Source organism: Flagellimonas ulvae, from assembly GCF_049333175.1.
Classification (GTDB): Bacteria; Bacteroidota; Bacteroidia; order Flavobacteriales; family Flavobacteriaceae; genus Flagellimonas.
In genome coordinates, this window is sequence record NZ_CP186325.1 from 2,848,068 (window position 1) to 2,866,188 (window position 18,121).

The window sequence follows — 18,121 nt, forward strand, 5'->3', positions numbered from 1 at the left end:
AACTTCAAACTTAAATTAATATATCATCTACGTTTTGGAAGACCATTTCACGATTGCGTTTTATAATCTGGAGAATTTTTTTGACACGAAAGACGACCCGTACATTCTTGATGATGATTTCACCCCGGGAGGGGTCAAAAAATGGAATGAATCCAAGTTTCGAAGGAAGACCAAAAAATTGGCGAAGACCATTTCTAGAATTGGAGAAGGGGACAGCGCATTACATCCCGTTATTGTGGGTCTGGCCGAAGTGGAAAATAAAACGGTCATTGAGGGGCTATTGTCCACCAAATCCTTAAAGGACGTAAACTATGCATACGTTCATTTCGATTCACCCGACGAACGCGGAATTGACACCGCCCTGCTCTATGATACAAACTGTTTTTCAGTCATTGAAGCCGAAACAATTCCGTTGTTGGTAGATAATGAAAATGGAGAACGGGATTTAACACGAGACATATTATATGTGCATGGCAAACTGAACAAGGAAGAGATTCATGTGTTTGTGAATCATTGGCCCTCTAGACGGGATGGTGCTGACGAAACCAGTCCCAAAAGAATAAAAGCTGCAGAGACCATAATTCAAAAATTGGAACGTATTCCCGTTGAAAATCCAAATTGCATCATCATGGGTGATTTTAATGATGACCCAAAATCTGAAAGTATTCAATGTTTGATGAATACGGGTAAATTTATTAATCCCATGCAGTCTTTGCTGTCCCCCAATTCTGGTAGTGCCAATTACAAAGGGGAGTGGAGTTTGTTTGACCAAATATTGCTTTCACACAGTTTTTTGAATTTTGAAAAAGGAACACATAGTTTCAAAAAGGCCAAAATCTTTGCGCCTAAGTTCTTAAAGGAATGGAAAGGAAAATATAAGGGAAATCCATTTCGTACCTATGCTGGGAAGAAGTATTTGGGGGGTTACAGTGATCATTTTCCAGTATATGTGGTTTTGAAAGAAAATTAAAAGAAAGAAAAATACTACACAACAATATTTAAAACTTTCACAACAGCCCATCGAAAAAATTCGTGTAATTCATCGAAATAAAAGGGTTTTTTAACGATAGAACCTTCTTCTTAAAATAGTATTGTAGTCCAAATCTTACTCAACCTTGATTATGGACTTTATGACACCTACTTGGGCAACTAGGCTTTTCACATCGATTTTTTTACTGCTTTTTGGAATGCTTTCCAGTTTTGGACAAACCAATATGGAGAGACAGGAAATTCTTTTGGAATACAATCAACAAAAAATCACTTCTCTTGTTTCTGAATTTGAAGAGGAAGCAAAGATTAAGGCTTTGCTAATAGATAAATCAGATAAAAAGAATGGTTGGAATGAGAGGGAGAAGTTAAAGGATGGAACCGTAGTCGCTTTAAAAGATATTGGCGAAGATGGCACACTTTTGTATTACACAACCTTAAACGACCCAACGAACCAAGTTTCGAGGGCACAATCCTTATATTCAAATGGTTCATTAAACTTGGGTTTGGATGGCAGTGGAATGCAAGTTGGGGTTTGGGACAGTGGTATAGCACTTAACTCACATCAAGAGTTTGACAATAGAGCGCAAGCGGGCGATACTTCTCAAGAGGTGAGTCCACATGCCACCTTGGTAACAGGAAACCTTATTTCTTCAGGGATAAAAGCGAAAGCAAGAGGAGTGGCGTTTGGCGCTAAGGCCATAACACATAACTGGACAAGGGATAAAATTGAGGTAACTGAAGCCACTGCTTCTGGAATGCTTTTGAGCAATCATTCCTATGGAATTAAATCCGATCGTGTGCCCGATTGGTATTTTGGGGCCTATATTAAAGTATCACAAGATTGGGATAAAATCATGTACAATGCTCCTTACTATTTAATGGTCAACGCTGCTGGGAATTCCCAAAAATCACAAGACAATACTTCACCAATTTATGGTAAAACCACTGACGGATTTGACTTGCTTTTAGGTTTTGCCACTTCAAAAAATGCACTTACGGTTGCTGGAGCGAACACTAAGTTCAATGGAAAAGGAGATTTGTCAGAAGCCAATGTGGCCGGTTATAGTAGTTTAGGTCCAATTGATGATGGCAGAATCAAACCAGACTTGGCAGGAGATGGTTCATCCATTTTTTCAACTACTTCCCAAAGCAATTCAAGTTATGGAACTTCTACAGGCACGTCAATGGCAGCCCCAGGTGTTACAGGTTCGTTGCTCTTACTTCAGCAATATCACAATGAGCTTTTTGGCCATTACATGAAGGCGGCAACTTTAAAGGGCCTTGCGCTTCATACCGCAGATGAAGCCGGAACTCCCGGACCTGATTACAAAATGGGATGGGGTGTGCTTAACGCAAAAACTGCTGCAGAGACACTTCAGGATGAAGGATTCACAACCTTGATTGATGAAAACCAATTGATGCAGGGAGAAACCTATACGTTAGAAGTAGAAGCCTTAGCTACCGAAGACTTGATAGTATCCGTTTCTTGGACTGATGTTGAAGGAGAGTACGTCAATAGAGGAGATCTCAACAGTGCTACAAAAGCTTTGGTAAACGATTTAGATGTTCGAGTGATACAGGGCAATGAAACGTTTTTTCCTTGGAAACTAAATCCTTATCGAGCGAATGATGCAGCGACAAAAGCTGATAATTCGGTTGATCCCTTTGAGCGCATAGATATCCAGAATGCGAAGGGGAGATATACTATTATGATTAGTCATAAAGGGGAATTGAAAAATGAATTCCAAGATTTTTCGCTTATCGTTTCTGGGGCAAAAATCTCAAACTGCTCGCTACAAGCTCCTGAAAATATTGAGTTGGATTCTTTGAAAGAGAATTCTTTGGCCGTTATTTGGCCGGAGGCTGAGGAAACCCTTTTTGAGGTTAAGTATAAAACAAGTTCAGATGATAGCTGGAGCTCCAATTTGCTTTCGGAAAACACCATTCAACTTGAAGGACTTACAATAGGTAAAGAATATGAGATAAAGGTTCGTACGATATGCACCGAAAGCAAAACTTCTGATTTTTCTGAAGTACTACGGTTTACTTTTAACGGGACGGAAACCCAGATTTTGCAAAATGAAACGTACAGTTTTAATGAGCCGCTTAACATTAGTGTCTTTCCTAATCCAGCGGTGAATGAAATAAGCATAGACGCAGACCTTTCTCCAGATGCCGTGTATTCTATTGTAACCTCTTCCGGAACCATTGTTAAAAAAGGAAGCGCAATTGAAAAAGTTTCTGTTACGGATTTATCCTCTGGACTTTACATTATGGTGGTCCAGGATTATTCTGGAATACAAAGCACAAAGTTTTACAAGAATTAGAATTTGCTAGCCTAATTAGAAAAATTAGAGAGCACTAGAATCTTTCAATCTAGGTAGTTAAACTTTTTCAATTTCCTGTTCACTTAGAAGGTTATCATTTCTCAGTCTTAGGAATACTTGTGCTGTGGTCACGACATCCAGTTCACAATAGGTTACAATTCGATCCAAATCCTTATCCTCGTAATATACGGATTGAACCATACTCCCGTCCATATCCTCTTTTGGAGAAGGAATGCCTAGTACATGAGCCAATAACTTTAAAGAAGTATAGTGTTTATAATCCCCAAATTTCCAAAGCTCCATGGTGTCTAAATGTGGTACTTCCCAAGGTTTTTTTCCAAATAAATCCAGTTTATATGGGAGATTTAAGCCATTAATTACCATTCTGCGTGCGATATAGGGAAAGTCAAATTCCTTACCATTGTGGGCGCAAAGTAGGTGTTTGGCTTGACTGAAATGTTCTTGAAGGAGTAGTTTGAATTTTTTGAGCAAATCAACTTCATCTCCATGGAAGGAAGTAACCCTAAAATTTCGGATATTATTTTTCAAATGAAAATAGCCCACTGAAATGCAGACAATCTTTCCAAACTCGGCCCAAATGCCAGCACGTTCATAAAAATCTTCTGGTGTTATTTCATCCTTACGTTGGTATTGCGTTTTTTGAGCCCATAAGTCTTGGACACTTTCTTCCAAGTTGGAAAAATTGCGATGTTGGGGTACCGTTTCTATATCCAAAAAAAGGATATGTTCAAGATTAAGTTTATACAGCATGATTTGGAGTTTTATTGGGGAGGAAGATAAAAAAAATAAGAAAATTCCTAGGAAAACCCTCTATTTCCAAATCAAATGGCTCAAACGTATAGTTTATAGTTAGAAAAGGGAAGTTTGCTTAACTGGACTTTCATGCTCCAACAACCATTTTTTTCGGGAAAGGCCACCGGCATAACCCACTAGATCGCCATTGCTACCTATGACCCTATGGCAAGGAACCACAATCCAAAGCGGATTTTTTCCATTGGCGGCAGCTACAGCTCGAATGGCCTTTACATCTCCAAGCTGTTTGGAAAGCTCTAGATACGATATGGTTTTTCCAAAAGGGATGGTTTGCAATTTTTCCCAAACTTTTTTCTGGAAATCTGTACCCTCAGGATTCAATTTAAGATTGAAATCTTGTCGCTTTCCTTCAAAATATTCTTGAAACTGGTATACGGCGTCCTCCAAAACTTCAGGAATAATACCTTTTGGTTTTTTTTCATTGAAAACGCTGATGCTTGCCAAGCCATTTTCATCACCTTTTAATTCTGCAAATCCTATAGGAGTCTCAATGTAAGCAGTTTCCATTATTCTACTTCATTTTCTTCTTCAATAATTCCTAAACGCTTTGCTCGAGATTCCCAGTTCTTTCTAGCCAAAACTTGAAGGTCTTCCACATTGTCACTTTCATCCATAATTTCTAAACCAAGCAAGGTTTCGATAACATCTTCCATGGTAACTAACCCGCTTACAGAACCATACTCATCAACAACCAATGAAATATGATCTCTCTGCTGTACGAACTTATCAAAAAGCTCAGGAATAGGCTTGTTTCGTCGAGTTACCAATATTTCTCTTTTAAGTGTAGATAAGGTTTCCTTTCCTTTTTTGTTGATGATGGCTTCGAGCATCTCATCCTTCAAAACAAATCCAGTTATATTATCGGCCCTATCTTTGAAAATTGGGATACGGGAAAAGCGCAAAGGTCTATTGTTTTCAAAAAATTCTTGGATAGTGGTATCTTCGGATGCAATTTTCATCACCGTTCTAGGGGTCATCACATCTTTGGCTTGAATTTCATCAAAAGTCAGCAAATTTTTTATCACTTTGGACTCAGATTCCTGAAAAACACCCTCTTCTTCTGCAATATCTGTCATGGCAGTGAAATCTTCCCGGCTTAGAACGCTCCCATGATGTCCTTTTCCGCCCACAAGTTTTGTAAAGAGTTGCAAGAGCCAAAGCAAACCGGTGTATTTAAGAATTAACACCATGATTTTAAGAGACTTGGCAGTAAAATTGGCCAATTCTTTCCAATAGGTTGCCCCAATAGTCTTGGGAATAATTTCTGATGCCACTAAAATTAAAATGGTCATAATGGTGGAGACTACTCCAACCATTAGGTCTTCGGTAAATTCAATGCCAAAAATGGAACGTGTTTGGGTTCCATAAAGCTCGACATAGGCAATTTTTGCTTGGACCCCTACCAAAATGGCCCCCACCGTGTGTGCAATGGTGTTTAAGGTTAGGATAGCGATAAGAGGTTTATCGACATCTTTCTTGAGTTCCTCAAGTTGCGCGGCGTATTCTTTGCCTTCCTGTTTCTTTACATTGACAAAGGTTGGGGTTATACTCAAGAGCACAGCCTCCAAAATAGAGCATAGAAAAGAAAAGAAAATTGAAACGAAAGCGTAAAAGAGTAAAAGTCCCATAATGTAAAGTGCTTTCTAAAAGTAGGTATATTTTTTTTGAACTAGCCCATTAATCGCACTACGTCTTTTGCAAAATAACTGGCGATAATGTTGGCTCCTGCTCTTTTTATAGCAATAAGCTGTTCCATCATTACGCTATCATGGTCTAGCCATCCTTTTTCTGCAGCAGCCTTTAGCATTGCATACTCACCGGAAACTTGGTATACCGCAACGGGTACGTCCACTTCGTTTTTAATTTCTCGAACAATATCCAAATAGGCAAGTCCTGGTTTTACCATGACAATATCGGCCCCTTCATCTACATCCATTTGGGTTTCATGAATAGCTTCAAATCGGTTGGCCGGGTCCATTTGATAGGTCTTTTTGTCCTTGGGGATATTTTCGATATCTACTGGTGCAGAATCCAAAGCATCCCTGAAAGGGCCATAAAAAGCACTGGCATATTTGGCTGAGTAACTCATAATGCCTGTATTTTGAAACCCTTCATCCTCTAATGCTTCACGAATGGTAAGGATTCTTCCATCCATCATATCACTAGGCGCTACAAAATCGGCACCGGCTTGTGCATGAGAAACGCTCATCTCGGCCAATACCTCTGAAGTTTCATCGTTTAAAATCTGTCCTTCGGCTACGATGCCGTCATGGCCGTATGAAGAATAAGGGTCCAAAGCCACATCAGTCATGACCAACATATCTGGACAGGAATCCTTAACTGTTTTAATGGCCCGTTGCATCAAACCTTCAGGATTTAAAGCCTCAGTTCCTTGATTGTCCTTTAACTTGTCAGGGACTTTTACAAAAAGTAAAACAGCACACAACCCCATTTGCCATAAATCCTTTACTTCATTTTCTAGAATATCCAAACTCATTCGGTAATAGTTGGGCATGGAAGGAATTTCTTCTTTAATCCCTTTTCCTTCCACGACGAACAACGGAACTAAAAAATCATCTGGAGTAATTATGGTTTCACGAACCAATCTTCGAATGGATTCGTTTTGACGGAGTCTTCTATTTCTGATTAATGGATACATATGTTATATTTCAATTTCACCAATAAGATAGGGAATGGCATGTCCCGATATTTTTACCCTTTCCCCCAAATATTCACATTGTAAATCCCCACCTCGCTCGGAAAGTTGTTTTGCGGAAAGTACAGTTTTACCGAACTTCTCAGACCAGTAGGGAGTCATGGTAGTATGAGCAGAGCCTGTAACTGGGTCTTCTGGCACACCACATTGTGGTGCAAAAAACCGAGAGACAAAGTCTACCGTATTTCCTGGTGCGGTGGCAATTACACCTCTGCAATCTATTTTATCTAAAAGGAAATAATTTGGATTTAAGTTTTCAATTTCCTTTTGTGAAGGATACACCAACATATAATCAGTTTTTCCTTTATAGGTTTCCAGGGGTACTTTTCCTATGGCCTCATTGATTGCCTCGTGAAGGTCAATAGCATGAAAATCATCCGCAGGAAAATCTAAGGATAACACGCCTCCATCTTCTTGACTTACAGTTAATTCGCCGCTTCTAGGAGAGTAAAACCGAATGGTATTTTCTGAATGATTATAGTAGTTGAAAATTACATAAGCCGTTGCCAAAGTAGCATGACCGCATAAATCGACTTCAATTTCTGGGGTGAACCAACGCAGGGTATAACTCCCATTTTCAAGAACCGTGAAAGCGGTTTCAGCTAGGTTATTTTCTTGGGCTATTTTTTGCATGACTTCATCTTTAAGCCAAGAATCCAATACGCAGACTGCCGCAGGATTTCCTTTGAAAACCTCGGATGCGAAAGCATCTATTTGATAAATTTTTTGTTTCATATCCTATTGTTTACAAAACTACAGATTAAACCCAATCTTTAGGTTGCTGTAGAACCTGAATCAACCTTTCTTCTTCACTCCCTTTTTCAGGATGATGGTCATAACGCCATTGTACATGAGGAGGCAAACTCATAAGAATACTTTCAATTCTTCCATTGGTCTTTAAACCGAACAAAGTGCCTTTATCATGGACTAAATTGAATTCCACATAGCGCCCTCTTCGTATTTCTTGCCATGCTCTTTGATTTTGACTGTAATCCAATTGTTTTCTTCGCTCCACAATAGGAACATAGGCTTCCAAAAAGCTGTCCCCTACTTCGGTGATAAAGTGAAACCAATCTTCTATGGTTTTGCTGTCAGTTGCCTTACAATAATCGAAAAAAAGACCACCTACTCCGCGAGCCTCATTTCTATGACTGTTCCAAAAATATTCATCACACTTTTTTTTGTAAGCAGAGTAAAATTCTGAATCATGGGTATCGCATGCACGTTTACAAATCGCATGAAAATGTCTGGCATCTTCATCAAAAAGGTAATAGGGGGTAAGGTCCTGTCCACCTCCAAACCATTGGTCTACAATTTCACCTGTTTTGTCATACATTTCAAAATAGCGCCAATTGGCATGAACAGTTGGGATCATGGGATTCTTTGGATGAATCACTAGACTGAGTCCACATGCAAAAAAATCAACATCATCCACACCAAAATACTGTTGCATACTTTTAGGCAAGGGTCCATGCACTGCCGAGATATTTACTCCTCCTTTTTCGAAGACTGCTCCGTTCTCAATAACCCGGGTTCTTCCGCCTCCACCTTCAGGGCGTTTCCAAATATCTTCTTGAAACTTGGCTTTTCCATCAATAGTCTCCAATTTCGAGGTAATACTATCTTGCAGATTTTGTATGTATTCGTAGAACGGATCTTTCATTCTGTTTCAATTATATGAACCAAAAGCATTTGGTTTTGATCAATTTCTTTTTCGGATAGTACAAGTATAGACTCTTTGGTCAAATCCACTAATCTATCTACAACTTCCTCCCAAGGTTCAGAAATGTATTTTGAGAAAAAGTACCGTCCTACGGCGTTATTGTGTAAATCCATTGCTCGGGCCAATGGGCTGTTTACAAAAGCTTCTTCGTGCCAATCGGTTAATTTTTTTGCCCAAACTTGCACCTTTTCAGGATTAGGCTTCCAATAAAAACAGGCTTTTGCTATCAGATAGTTCCATAAGGCATGCCGAAAAGCATTGGCTGGTCCATTTTGATGATGGGCTTTTCCATAGAGTTTTGTAGACAGCTTTAGGCATTTTTTGGTTGCAGAAAGTGTTGGTAAGACAAAAAAAGGATGTTTGATTCCCAAGAGAAACACCCGCCAGATGCTTCTCGCACCCATGTTTTGTAAAACCTCTATTACATTCACTCTTTATACTCTTTTACAGCGTCTATAAAGGCCTTGGCATTTTCCAATGGAATATGGGGAAGTATACCGTGGCCCAGATTTACAACATACTTGTCTTTTCCAAACGCTCTTATCATTTGTGTGACCATTTCCTTGATTGTTTCTGGTGGAGACAATAGGCGTGCTGGGTCAAAATTCCCTTGCAGGGTAATTTCCCCCCCAGTAAGATAACGTGCATTCATTGGGGAACAGGTCCAATCCACTCCCACTGCAGAAGCACCAGAGTTGGCCATTTCCTTTAGCGCAAACCAACATCCTTTTCCAAAAACGATTACGGGAGCTTCCTCTTTTAGGGCATCAACAATTTGCTGAATGTATTTCCACGAAAATTCTTGATAGTCCACGGGGGATAGCATTCCGCCCCAAGAGTCAAATACCTGTACGGCGTTTACTCCAGCTTTTACTTTGGCCTTTAAATAAGCAATAGTTGTATCGGTGATTTTTTGAAGTAATGCATGGGCGGCTTCGGGTTGGGTAAAACAGAAGCCACGGGCCTTATCAAAACTTTTACTTCCCTGACCCTCCACACAATAACAAAGAATGGTCCAGGGAGACCCCGCAAAACCGATTAACGGAATTTCGTCTTCCAGTTTTTCTTTGGTCATAGCAATGGCATCCAACACATAGCCCAGTGCCGATTCTACCTCAGGTACTACTACACTTTCCAAATCTGAAACCTTGCGGATGGGATTGGGTAGATAAGGACCAAAATTAGGTTTCATTTGAACTTCAATGTTCATCGCCTGAGGAATCACCAAAATATCGCTGAAAAGGATAGCGGCATCCATGCCATAACGCCTTATGGGTTGAACTGTTATCTCTGATGCCAATTCGGGGGTTTGGCAGCGGGTAAAGAAGTCGTACTTTTCCTTAAGCGCCATGAATTCTGGAAGGTATCTTCCTGCTTGGCGCATCATCCATACGGGAGGTCTATCTACGGTTTCTCCCTTAAGGGCTCTCAGAAATAAATCGTTTTTTATCATTTTCCTTTAAAATGTTTAATCACTTGCACCAATACATTTTCCACGGTGGGTTTATTGGCAACAACAATGTTTTTACTATACTTTTTTGCTTCTTCAGCCGTAGTTTTCCCGATACAGAAAAGAGGGCTTTCAAGAATGGTATTTGCACGTAAATAGCTTTTAATGCCACTTGGACTGAAAAAGAGATAGCCATCAAAAGTGGCATTGAATTTTCTTTTTTTCAAAGTAGTCTCGTATCCTTGAAATTCTTGATACTGAACGTTATTTTTTGAAAGCATCTCAGGAATTTCCTCACGCCTTAAATTTCCTGAAATGAAAATAAACCGATTGGTTTTATATTTGGAAACAATCAAATCACCTAATTTTGAGGCACTTAAAGCCATTTCTGCAACCGGATATCCTGAATCTTCTAAGAATAGTTTTGTTTTTTCACCTACACAAAAGAAATTGAAAAATGCTTTAGAGGATTTCTTTTCTATTTGACTTTGAGCTTTCAAAAAGGCCTTTGCACCGTTTTTGCTGGTAACAATAATGTGATTGATAACAGGAGGGATCTTAAAATCCAATATGGTTATCTCCAACGCATCATATTCCACTAAACCAATGTCAGAATTTAGTAAAAGTTCCTTTTGGGGTAGCGTTAATATTTTAGTGGAGAGCACTGTTTTCATCTCGAATTGCTTGCATCATAATGTCTCCACCCTGATTCAAAATCTGTTTTGCACAGCTTTTTCCAAAACCATCAACAATATCCAAGCTTACAGATTTTTCAATTTCAATTTTTTCTTTACCATCTAAAGAAAACAGAACGCCTTTAAAAAGAAGGGAGTCAGCTTGAATTTGTGCCAAAGCACCAATAGGAGCGGTACAACCGCCTTCAAGGGTCCTTAAAAATTCCCGTTCTACTTTGGTTTCTATTTCGGAAGGTGTATGGTTTATTTGTGTCAACACCTGTTGACAATGCAAATCTTTTTCTAAAGTAACCACCACCATTGCACCTTGCGCTGGTGCAGGAACCATCCAATCGAGAATAACAGCATCCTTTGGCATCAATTTGATGCGTTCGAGTCCGGCTTGGGCAAAAATGGCACCTTGCCAATTATTTTCAATAAGCTTGAGTAATCGTGTGTTTACATTGCCTCTTAAATCAACCACATTATGGTTGGGATATTTTTGGAGCCATTGCGCTTTTCTGCGCAGACTTCCTGTGGCAATGGTATAGTTGCCTTCAGAATTTTCTAAGAATTCTGCTCCTTTATGGACCAAGATATCATGAGCTACTGCCCGTTCCAAAACAGCACATTGAACTATTCCTTGTGGCAATTGCGTAGGGACATCCTTCATGGAATGAACCGCAATATCAATTTGACCTTTTAAAAGGGCAACATCTAAGGTTTTTGTAAAAATTCCAGTAATTCCCAACTCGTACAAGGGCTTGTCCAAAACCTGATCACCCGTTGAGGTTATAGGAACCAAAATGGTGTCATGCCCTAAAGCTTCAATTTTAGCTTGAACAGTTTTAGCCTGCCATAAGGCAAGCTCGCTTTCACGAGTACCAATTCTTATGATTTTACCCATTCAGAATCAATTTCTAATTGAAAGATTTCTTGAATCAAGGCCAAGCTATTCTCTGAATCTGAATCGGATTGTCTCAAATGATTGGCAAATTGTTTGGTGATTTTTTGAATGATGCGGTCAGAAATGATTTCAGCCTGATTTTGATTGAAATCATTCAATTTTTTGGAATGAAAGTCAATTTCCTCGGCTTTCATCACCTTCAATTTTTCTTTTAGGGCATTAATTACTGGAGCAAACTTTCGGGATTCCAACCATTTTAAGAAATCAGTCTTTACTTGAGTGATGATTTCTTCTGCATTGGGGATAAATCGTTTTCTTTTCGCCAATGTATCATCAGTAACCTGAGACAATTGGTCTAGATGTATCAACGAGACATTATCTAACTCCAAAACATCATTGGAAACATTTTTTGGAACAGATAAATCCAGAATGAGTAGAGGTTTTTTTGAATGCACCAAGGCTTTGGAAACCGTAGGCAATTGTGCACCAGTGGCTACTACCAAAACATCTGCTTTTCTAATTTCAGGCTGGAGTTCTGCGTAATCCTTAACGGTTAGTTGAAACTTCCCTGCAATGGCCTCTGCCTTTTGGCGGGTTCTATTGATTAAGGTAATATGGGAATTTTCAGAATGTTTTATCAGATTCTCGCATGTATTCCTGCCAATTTTACCAGTCCCAAATAAGAGGATGTTCTTTTCGGAAATATTGGGGACATTGTCCAATATATAACGAACAGAAGCAAAAGCAACCGAAGTGGCGCCCGAAGAAAGTTCTGTTTCGTTTTTAATACGTTTGCTCGCCTGAATTACAGAATTGCACAACCTTTCTAAAAAAGGATTGGTCATTTCGTGCTTTTTGGCCCTATAAAAACCTTGCTTTATTTGACTAATGATTTCGAAATCACCTAAAATCTGACTATCCAACCCAGTGCCCACCTTAAAAAGGTGACTTATGGCATTGTGATTTTTATAGATATATGCGACTTCCTGAAATTCTTCAACACTGCCTTGTGTTTGGTCGCACAGAATTTTGATAAGTTGATAAGGATGTTGGGCAAAGCCATAAAGTTCTGTGCGGTTACAAGTAGAGATGGCCAATAAACCATCTATTCCTTGCACTTTGGCATTTTTCATTACCTCATCAATAGCTGGTACATCCAAGCTAAATTTACCGCGGGTGTGGGCATCAGCTTTTTTGTAGCTTAACCCAATCGCGTAAAATGAGCTATGTTTGGAAACGTGATAATTTCTCATACCTGAGCAAAACTCGCCACAAAAATATATGGTGTATATTTGAAAAAATAACGCTGAAAGAACTAATAATATCAGTTCCTGTTCAATTCATTCCTTTTTCTGTTGAAAATTCTGAAAGTATAGTGGTTAAAGGCGTTATCGAGAGATGTTAAATTAATTTAGAGTGATTCTAAATAGATTTTAAAAGCAAGAATACAGTACTTATAAAATGAAAAATGTCGCTAAAGGAACCTATGAGGAAATCCTGATTGAAGATGGCTTTTATGTTTTAAAAATTCAAAACGAAACGGAAGATAAAGCCTTGGTTGAAAGGGATATAGATAGCTCCTTCATTCAATTTCATTTTTGTTTAAAAGGGAGTTCCCAGTTTTTGTTCAACGAAGGGAATTATCATTTGGAAGTGAATGAAGAAAATTCATTGTTGCTCTACAATACACAAAAGGATTTACCCTTAAATCTTATAATGCAGCCCAACTCATGGCTGCTATCTGTGGTTATGACTATTCGGAAGTTTCATTCCCTTTTTTCCAGTGAAGCTGGATACATTCCTTTTCTCAGCGATGAGTTTGCTGAAAAGAAATATTACTCCCAAGAGGTGGTCTCGCCTGCGATAGCTGTTGTATTGAGCCAGTTGATGAGCTACAACCTCCATCCTTTCATGAAAGAACTGTACGTAAAAGGAAAAGTATATGAGCTTATTTCCCTGTATTTCAATAAGGCGCAAGATGCAGATTTGGAGCAATGCCCATTCTTGGCAGACGAGGACAACGTGCGACGAATAAAAATGGCCAAGGAAATCATCATAGCGCGCATGTCGGAACCTCCTACTTTGGCCGAGCTTTCTGAAGAGATTGGATTAAGTTTGAAAAAACTGAAAGAAGGTTTTAAACAGATTTATGGGGACTCGGTTTTTGGTTTCTTGTTTGATTATAAAATGGACTATGCCCGAAAAATGCTTGAAACGGGAAAGCATAATGTAAATGAAGTGGGGTTGAAGGTAGGCTACAGCACCGCCAGCCACTTCATCGCCTCTTTCAAAAAGAAGTATGGAACCACGCCTAAAAAATATTTATCTTCATCAGTCTAAATCGAATTTCTGATGAAACCGACTTCTATTTTTTTTACTTTACTTTTTTGCCTTTCTCTTTGCGTAAATGCTCAAGATAATGCAAAGGATAATGAAAAACTGGAACCTAAAACCCCAGATTTTGTGCTTGCTTTCACAAAAACCACCGGATATAGACATAAATCCATTGAAAAAGGAGTTCATACCTTAAGACAATTGGGACGAAAAAACAATTTTATTGTTCTTCAAACCGAAACATCAAGCGATTTCAATACTCAAAACCTCAAGAATTATAAGCTTGTGGTGTTCCTAAATACCACTGGAGATGTCCTGAATGCTCAAGAGCAAAGGGTCTTTGAAAATTATATTAAGTCAGGTGGAAGCTTTATGGGGATACATGCGGCTACGGATACAGAATACAAATGGCCTTGGTTTGGAAAGTTGGTCGGTGCATATTTTGAAAGCCATCCCAACGACCCAAATGTAAGGGAGGCCAAGATTGATGTACTTTCCAAAGAACACCCTTCAACCGCGCATTTAGATGATTCTTGGAGCAGAAACGATGAATGGTACAACTACAAAAACATTAATTCCAATATTTTTGTGCTGCTAAACCTAGATGAGGCCAGTTACGAAGGGGGAACCAATGGAGATAACCACCCCATAGCATGGCATCATGAGTTTGATGGAGGAAGGGCCTTTTACACGGGTGGTGGCCACACGGAAGAATCGTTTGACGAACCTGAATTTAGACAACACTTACTGGGGGCCATTTTATGGTGTTTGGGAAGAGAGTAGGGTAGGTCTTGCTACAATAATTCCAGTATTGCTTTTTATTTTTTTGAGATAATCCGTCAAGGGTTCCTCAGTAATAGTAACACTTCCTGAAGTTGAAGCGTGAAGTAAATGTATTCTATCGTTAACTCGAATCGCGAATCCGGTATGGGTCACATCCAATCCTTTAATGGAAGTTGCCAGGGCAATAATATCTCCATTTTGGATATGTGCTTCTTGTCCTTCAATTTTATTTTGAGGTAAAATGCATAGCGATTCTTTAGCCAGGTCAGATTCAACCTTAAGTATCTCATTGTAGTTGGTGTCATCAGCAAGAAAGGGGTAAAGATTTCTATGCGTACCCATAAAGTTAATAGACTTTTCAATGATTTCGCCACCTATTTCAGAAGTAATATCCTGTACCAATCCTTTGGTTTGGTTGTTTCTTATCCATTCCGTAAAGTAGTGTAAACGAGAAGGATAACCGTTGAGCTCTCCATTTCTATACCGAATGGTTTCTAAGTTTTTGGCAAAATCCATGAACAATTTCTCATCTTCCTTAATTTGAAGACCGAAGGCCAAAACGTTTTCCACAAAAGTGGTGCAATCCAATCCTCTAAGATTGATGACCAAACTCTCTTTTGCCCCAACTTCTAAGGTTTTTTCCACATAAGGGATATCCAAAAAAGATTTTCCAACAAACACTATACTGTCTCCAAGGGAAGGAGTTTGGATACTTTTTAATTGAGTCAACTTCTTTTCAAAAAGAATAGAATCTTCAGCAGCAAATGTGATTTGCGCGGTTACATGATTTATGAGGAACGTATTTAAAAGAATAAAAAAGTAAAAACGAGACATAGTAAAGTTGCAATGAAAGCTAAATTAAAGTTATCTATGGAATTATAAGGAAACTAATTAACCCTTTCCCATACATTTTGAGCTTCAAGCCCTATTTTTGCGGGACAATACAAAAATTGATTTTCTTGCTATGAAAGGTGTATTATTGGTCAATTTGGGATCACCGGATAGTCCCACTCCAAAGGATGTCAAACCCTATTTGGATGAATTTCTGATGGACGAACGGGTTATTGATGTTCCCAAACTACTTAGAAACTTCTTGGTAAGGGGTATTATTCTTCAAACAAGACCAAAAAAGTCAGCAGAAGCCTACTCCAAAATATGGTGGGATGAAGGTTCTCCACTTATCGTAATCTCTGAACGATTTACTGAAAAAGTCCGTAAACATACCAAAATGCCTGTCGCTTTGGGCATGCGTTATGGCTCAATGAGTATCAAAAAGGCATTACAAGAGTTAAAGGATAAAGGAGTGGATGAGGTATTGTTAGTGCCGCTTTATCCGCACTACGCCATGTCTTCTTATGAGACGGTGGTTGTAAAAGCTATGGAAGTTCAGCAAACATTTTTTTCTGAAATGCACTTGACCACGCTTCCTGCATTTTATAAAAATCCAGATTACATCAAAGTATTGAGCGAAAGTATTGCCGAAGGATTGAAAGATTTTGAATATGACCATATTCTGTTTTCGTATCACGGTATCCCAGAAAGACATATCCGGAAATCTGACCCAACAAAATTCCATTGCAAAATTGATGGAAGTTGTTGTAAGGTAAATTCAGTGGCGCACCATACCTGTTACAGACACCAGTGTTATGATACTACGGAGTTGGTAAAAGAACACTTGGATTTACCTGAAGATAAAGTCAGTTCTTCGTTTCAATCCCGCTTGGCGGGTGATCCGTGGTTGAAACCATACACCGATTTTGAGTTTGAACGTCTGGCTAAAGAAGGCAAAAAAAGACTTGCGGTCATTACTCCAGCATTTGTGAGTGACTGCCTCGAAACCCTAGAAGAAATTGCCATGGAAGGCAAAGAGCAGTTCGAAGAAGCTGGAGGGGAACATTACATTCATATACCTTGTTTGAACGACAGTGATGCTTGGGTATCCCTAATGGCCCAGTGGGTCAATGAATGGGAGGCCAAGGAAACCTTGCCCGTTTAAATGGCAAAAGTCTCATCAGAACAATTAGGAACTGAACCCATTGGAAGATTGCTTATCAAACAAGCCGTTCCCGCTTCCATAGGAATCTTGGTCATGTCCTTGAATGTTCTGGTGGACTCCATTTTTGTAGGGAACTGGATTGGTTCCATTGCCATTGCGGCCATTAACGTAGTACTCCCTGTTTCCTTTTTTATTGCCGCTTTGGGTATGGCAATCGGTATTGGGGGTTCAAGCATTATCTCGCGTGCTTTGGGTTCTGGGGATAAGGGAAAAGCACTTCAGACTTTTGGAAATCAAATTACCCTAACCTTGATGGTAACTATTTCCATGGTCGTTCTTGGGTTGTACTTTGTCAATGATTTGATTCCCGCTTTCGGAGGGAAGGGAAACATTTTTGTGCCAGCAAAAATCTATTATACCATAGTACTGTATGGAGTGCCTTTCCTTGCCCTTTGTATGATGGGCAACACGGTGATTCGAGCTGAGGGAAAACCTAAGTTTGCTATGGTAGCCATGATAATTCCTTCCGTGGGGAATTTGCTTATGGACTACATTTTCATCTATATATTCGATTGGGGAATGCACGGAGCTGCTTGGGCCACAACCACGGGTTATTTGCTTTGTTTTCTATACATATTCTATTTCTTTCTTTCTAAAAATTCTGAACTTAAAATTGGACTTTCACATTTCGTGTTAAAGAGTACTATTTTATGGGAGATTGGATCTTTGGGGTTTGTTACTTTGGCGCGACAGGCGGTCACCAGTGTCATTTATTTGTTGTTGAACAACATCCTTTTCAATTTGGGAGGCGAAGCACTGGTTGCGATTTACGGTATTATAGGAAGAATGCTGATGTTTGCTTTGTTCCCAGTTTTTGGTGTCACCCAAGGATTTCTACCCATTGCTGGATTTAATTACGGAGCCGCTCGATATGATAGGGTTAAAGAATCTATCTATACAGCAATAAAATATGCCGCGTTGGTTGCAAGTATGGTTTTCGTGGGGCTTATGGTTTTTCCAGAGTTTTTAACGGACCTCTTTTTAAGCGATAGATTAGATTTGCCCGAGGAAGAAATTCGTGCCAATGCATTTGTCATGCAACATGCACCAACTGCTATGCGGTTGGTATTTGCCGCCACTCCGATTATAGCGCTCCAACTGATTGGAGCAGCCTATTTTCAGGCAGTGGGCAAAGCGGTGCCTGCTTTACTGCTGACACTCACTCGCCAAGGCTTCTTTTTCATTCCTTTGATTCTCTTACTGCCTAGTTTTTTGGGAGAGCTTGGGGTTTGGCTTTCCTTTCCAATTGCAGATGTTTTGTCGACCATAGTAACTGGATTATATCTGCGAAATGAGATTAAAACCAATTTGGAAATCAACTAACATC

The 18,121-nt window shown here is 39.4% G+C and carries 18 protein-coding genes; 6 read left to right on the forward strand and 12 right to left on the reverse strand.

The features are described 5' to 3' along the window. The first annotated feature begins 34 nt into the window (after positions 1–34). Both ACOKFD_RS13095 and ACOKFD_RS13100 read left to right on the forward strand, forming a co-directional pair. Positions 35–970 carry an endonuclease gene (locus ACOKFD_RS13095; protein WP_422858329.1) on the forward strand — a complete coding sequence of 312 codons (936 nt, stop codon included), beginning with the start codon at positions 35–37 and terminating at the stop codon, positions 968–970. A gap of 151 nt (positions 971–1,121) precedes the next feature. After that, a complete protein-coding gene (locus tag ACOKFD_RS13100; protein ID WP_422858330.1) occupies positions 1,122–3,317 on the forward strand; it encodes a S8 family serine peptidase in 2,196 nt (731 codons plus the stop codon). 57 nt (positions 3,318–3,374) lie between these two features. Here the strand turns inward: ACOKFD_RS13100 and ACOKFD_RS13105 are convergent, their stop codons facing one another. The 11 genes from ACOKFD_RS13105 to hemA all read right to left on the reverse strand — a co-directional run bounded on the left by ACOKFD_RS13105 (position 3,375) and on the right by hemA (position 12,874). Beyond that, complete coding sequence (locus ACOKFD_RS13105; protein ID WP_422858331.1) at positions 3,375–4,088, reverse strand: 3'-5' exonuclease; 714 nt, start codon at positions 4,086–4,088, stop codon at positions 3,375–3,377. 99 nt (positions 4,089–4,187) lie between these two features. Beyond that, positions 4,188–4,658: a methylated-DNA--[protein]-cysteine S-methyltransferase gene (locus tag ACOKFD_RS13110; protein ID WP_422858332.1), complete on the reverse strand. Its 471-nt coding sequence runs from the start codon at positions 4,656–4,658 to the stop codon at positions 4,188–4,190. Further along, positions 4,658–5,779, reverse strand: a complete 1,122-nt coding sequence (locus tag ACOKFD_RS13115; protein WP_298995866.1) for a CNNM domain-containing protein — start codon at positions 5,777–5,779, stop codon at positions 4,658–4,660. Before ACOKFD_RS13115 ends, ACOKFD_RS13110 begins: the two co-directional genes overlap by 1 nt. Before the next feature lie 41 nt (positions 5,780–5,820). Beyond that, positions 5,821–6,810: a porphobilinogen synthase gene (hemB, locus tag ACOKFD_RS13120; protein WP_422858333.1), complete on the reverse strand. Its 990-nt coding sequence runs from the start codon at positions 6,808–6,810 to the stop codon at positions 5,821–5,823. A gap of 3 nt (positions 6,811–6,813) precedes the next feature. Continuing rightward, positions 6,814–7,602, reverse strand: coding sequence for a PhzF family phenazine biosynthesis protein (locus ACOKFD_RS13125; protein WP_422858334.1), 789 nt, complete (start codon positions 7,600–7,602; stop codon positions 6,814–6,816). Between the two features lie 25 nt (positions 7,603–7,627). After that, a complete protein-coding gene (gene hemF, locus ACOKFD_RS13130; RefSeq protein ID WP_422858335.1) occupies positions 7,628–8,530 on the reverse strand; it encodes an oxygen-dependent coproporphyrinogen oxidase in 903 nt (300 codons plus the stop codon). Then, complete coding sequence (locus ACOKFD_RS13135; protein ID WP_422858336.1) at positions 8,527–8,994, reverse strand: DUF6973 domain-containing protein; 468 nt, start codon at positions 8,992–8,994, stop codon at positions 8,527–8,529. The genes hemF and ACOKFD_RS13135 overlap by 4 nt, the downstream gene beginning before the upstream one ends. A gap of 23 nt (positions 8,995–9,017) precedes the next feature. After that, a complete protein-coding gene (hemE, locus tag ACOKFD_RS13140) occupies positions 9,018–10,043 on the reverse strand; it encodes a uroporphyrinogen decarboxylase (protein WP_422858337.1) in 1,026 nt (341 codons plus the stop codon). Then, positions 10,040–10,714, reverse strand: a complete 675-nt coding sequence (locus tag ACOKFD_RS13145; protein WP_422858338.1) for a uroporphyrinogen-III synthase — start codon at positions 10,712–10,714, stop codon at positions 10,040–10,042. Before ACOKFD_RS13145 ends, hemE begins: the two co-directional genes overlap by 4 nt. Further along, positions 10,692–11,621, reverse strand: a complete 930-nt coding sequence (gene hemC / locus ACOKFD_RS13150; protein WP_422858339.1) for a hydroxymethylbilane synthase — start codon at positions 11,619–11,621, stop codon at positions 10,692–10,694. The genes ACOKFD_RS13145 and hemC overlap by 23 nt, the downstream gene beginning before the upstream one ends. Continuing rightward, positions 11,606–12,874, reverse strand: a complete 1,269-nt coding sequence (gene hemA / locus ACOKFD_RS13155) for a glutamyl-tRNA reductase (RefSeq protein ID WP_422858340.1) — start codon at positions 12,872–12,874, stop codon at positions 11,606–11,608. The genes hemC and hemA overlap by 16 nt, the downstream gene beginning before the upstream one ends. Positions 12,875–13,082: 208 nt before the next feature. Here hemA and ACOKFD_RS13160 point away from each other — a divergent pair, with 208 nt between their 5' ends. Further along, positions 13,083–13,961 (forward strand): helix-turn-helix domain-containing protein, encoded by an 879-nt coding sequence (locus tag ACOKFD_RS13160; RefSeq protein ID WP_298995847.1) that lies wholly within the window; start codon positions 13,083–13,085, stop codon positions 13,959–13,961. A 12-nt stretch (positions 13,962–13,973) separates the two neighbouring features. Beyond that, positions 13,974–14,738 carry a ThuA domain-containing protein gene (locus ACOKFD_RS13165; protein ID WP_422858341.1) on the forward strand — a complete coding sequence of 255 codons (765 nt, stop codon included), beginning with the start codon at positions 13,974–13,976 and terminating at the stop codon, positions 14,736–14,738. Here ACOKFD_RS13165 and ACOKFD_RS13170 read toward each other — a convergent pair. After that, positions 14,715–15,572: an N-acetylmuramoyl-L-alanine amidase-like domain-containing protein gene (locus tag ACOKFD_RS13170; RefSeq protein WP_422858342.1), complete on the reverse strand. Its 858-nt coding sequence runs from the start codon at positions 15,570–15,572 to the stop codon at positions 14,715–14,717. The two genes, ACOKFD_RS13165 and ACOKFD_RS13170, sit on opposite strands and share 24 nt — an antisense overlap. 130 nt (positions 15,573–15,702) lie before the next feature. Between ACOKFD_RS13170 and hemH the strand changes: the two genes are divergently transcribed. Continuing rightward, a complete protein-coding gene (gene hemH, locus ACOKFD_RS13175) occupies positions 15,703–16,734 on the forward strand; it encodes a ferrochelatase (protein WP_422858343.1) in 1,032 nt (343 codons plus the stop codon). Then, on the forward strand, positions 16,735–18,117 hold the full coding sequence (locus tag ACOKFD_RS13180) for an MATE family efflux transporter (RefSeq protein WP_422858344.1): 1,383 nt from the start codon (positions 16,735–16,737) through the stop codon (positions 18,115–18,117). Positions 18,118–18,121: the final 4 nt, after the last annotated feature.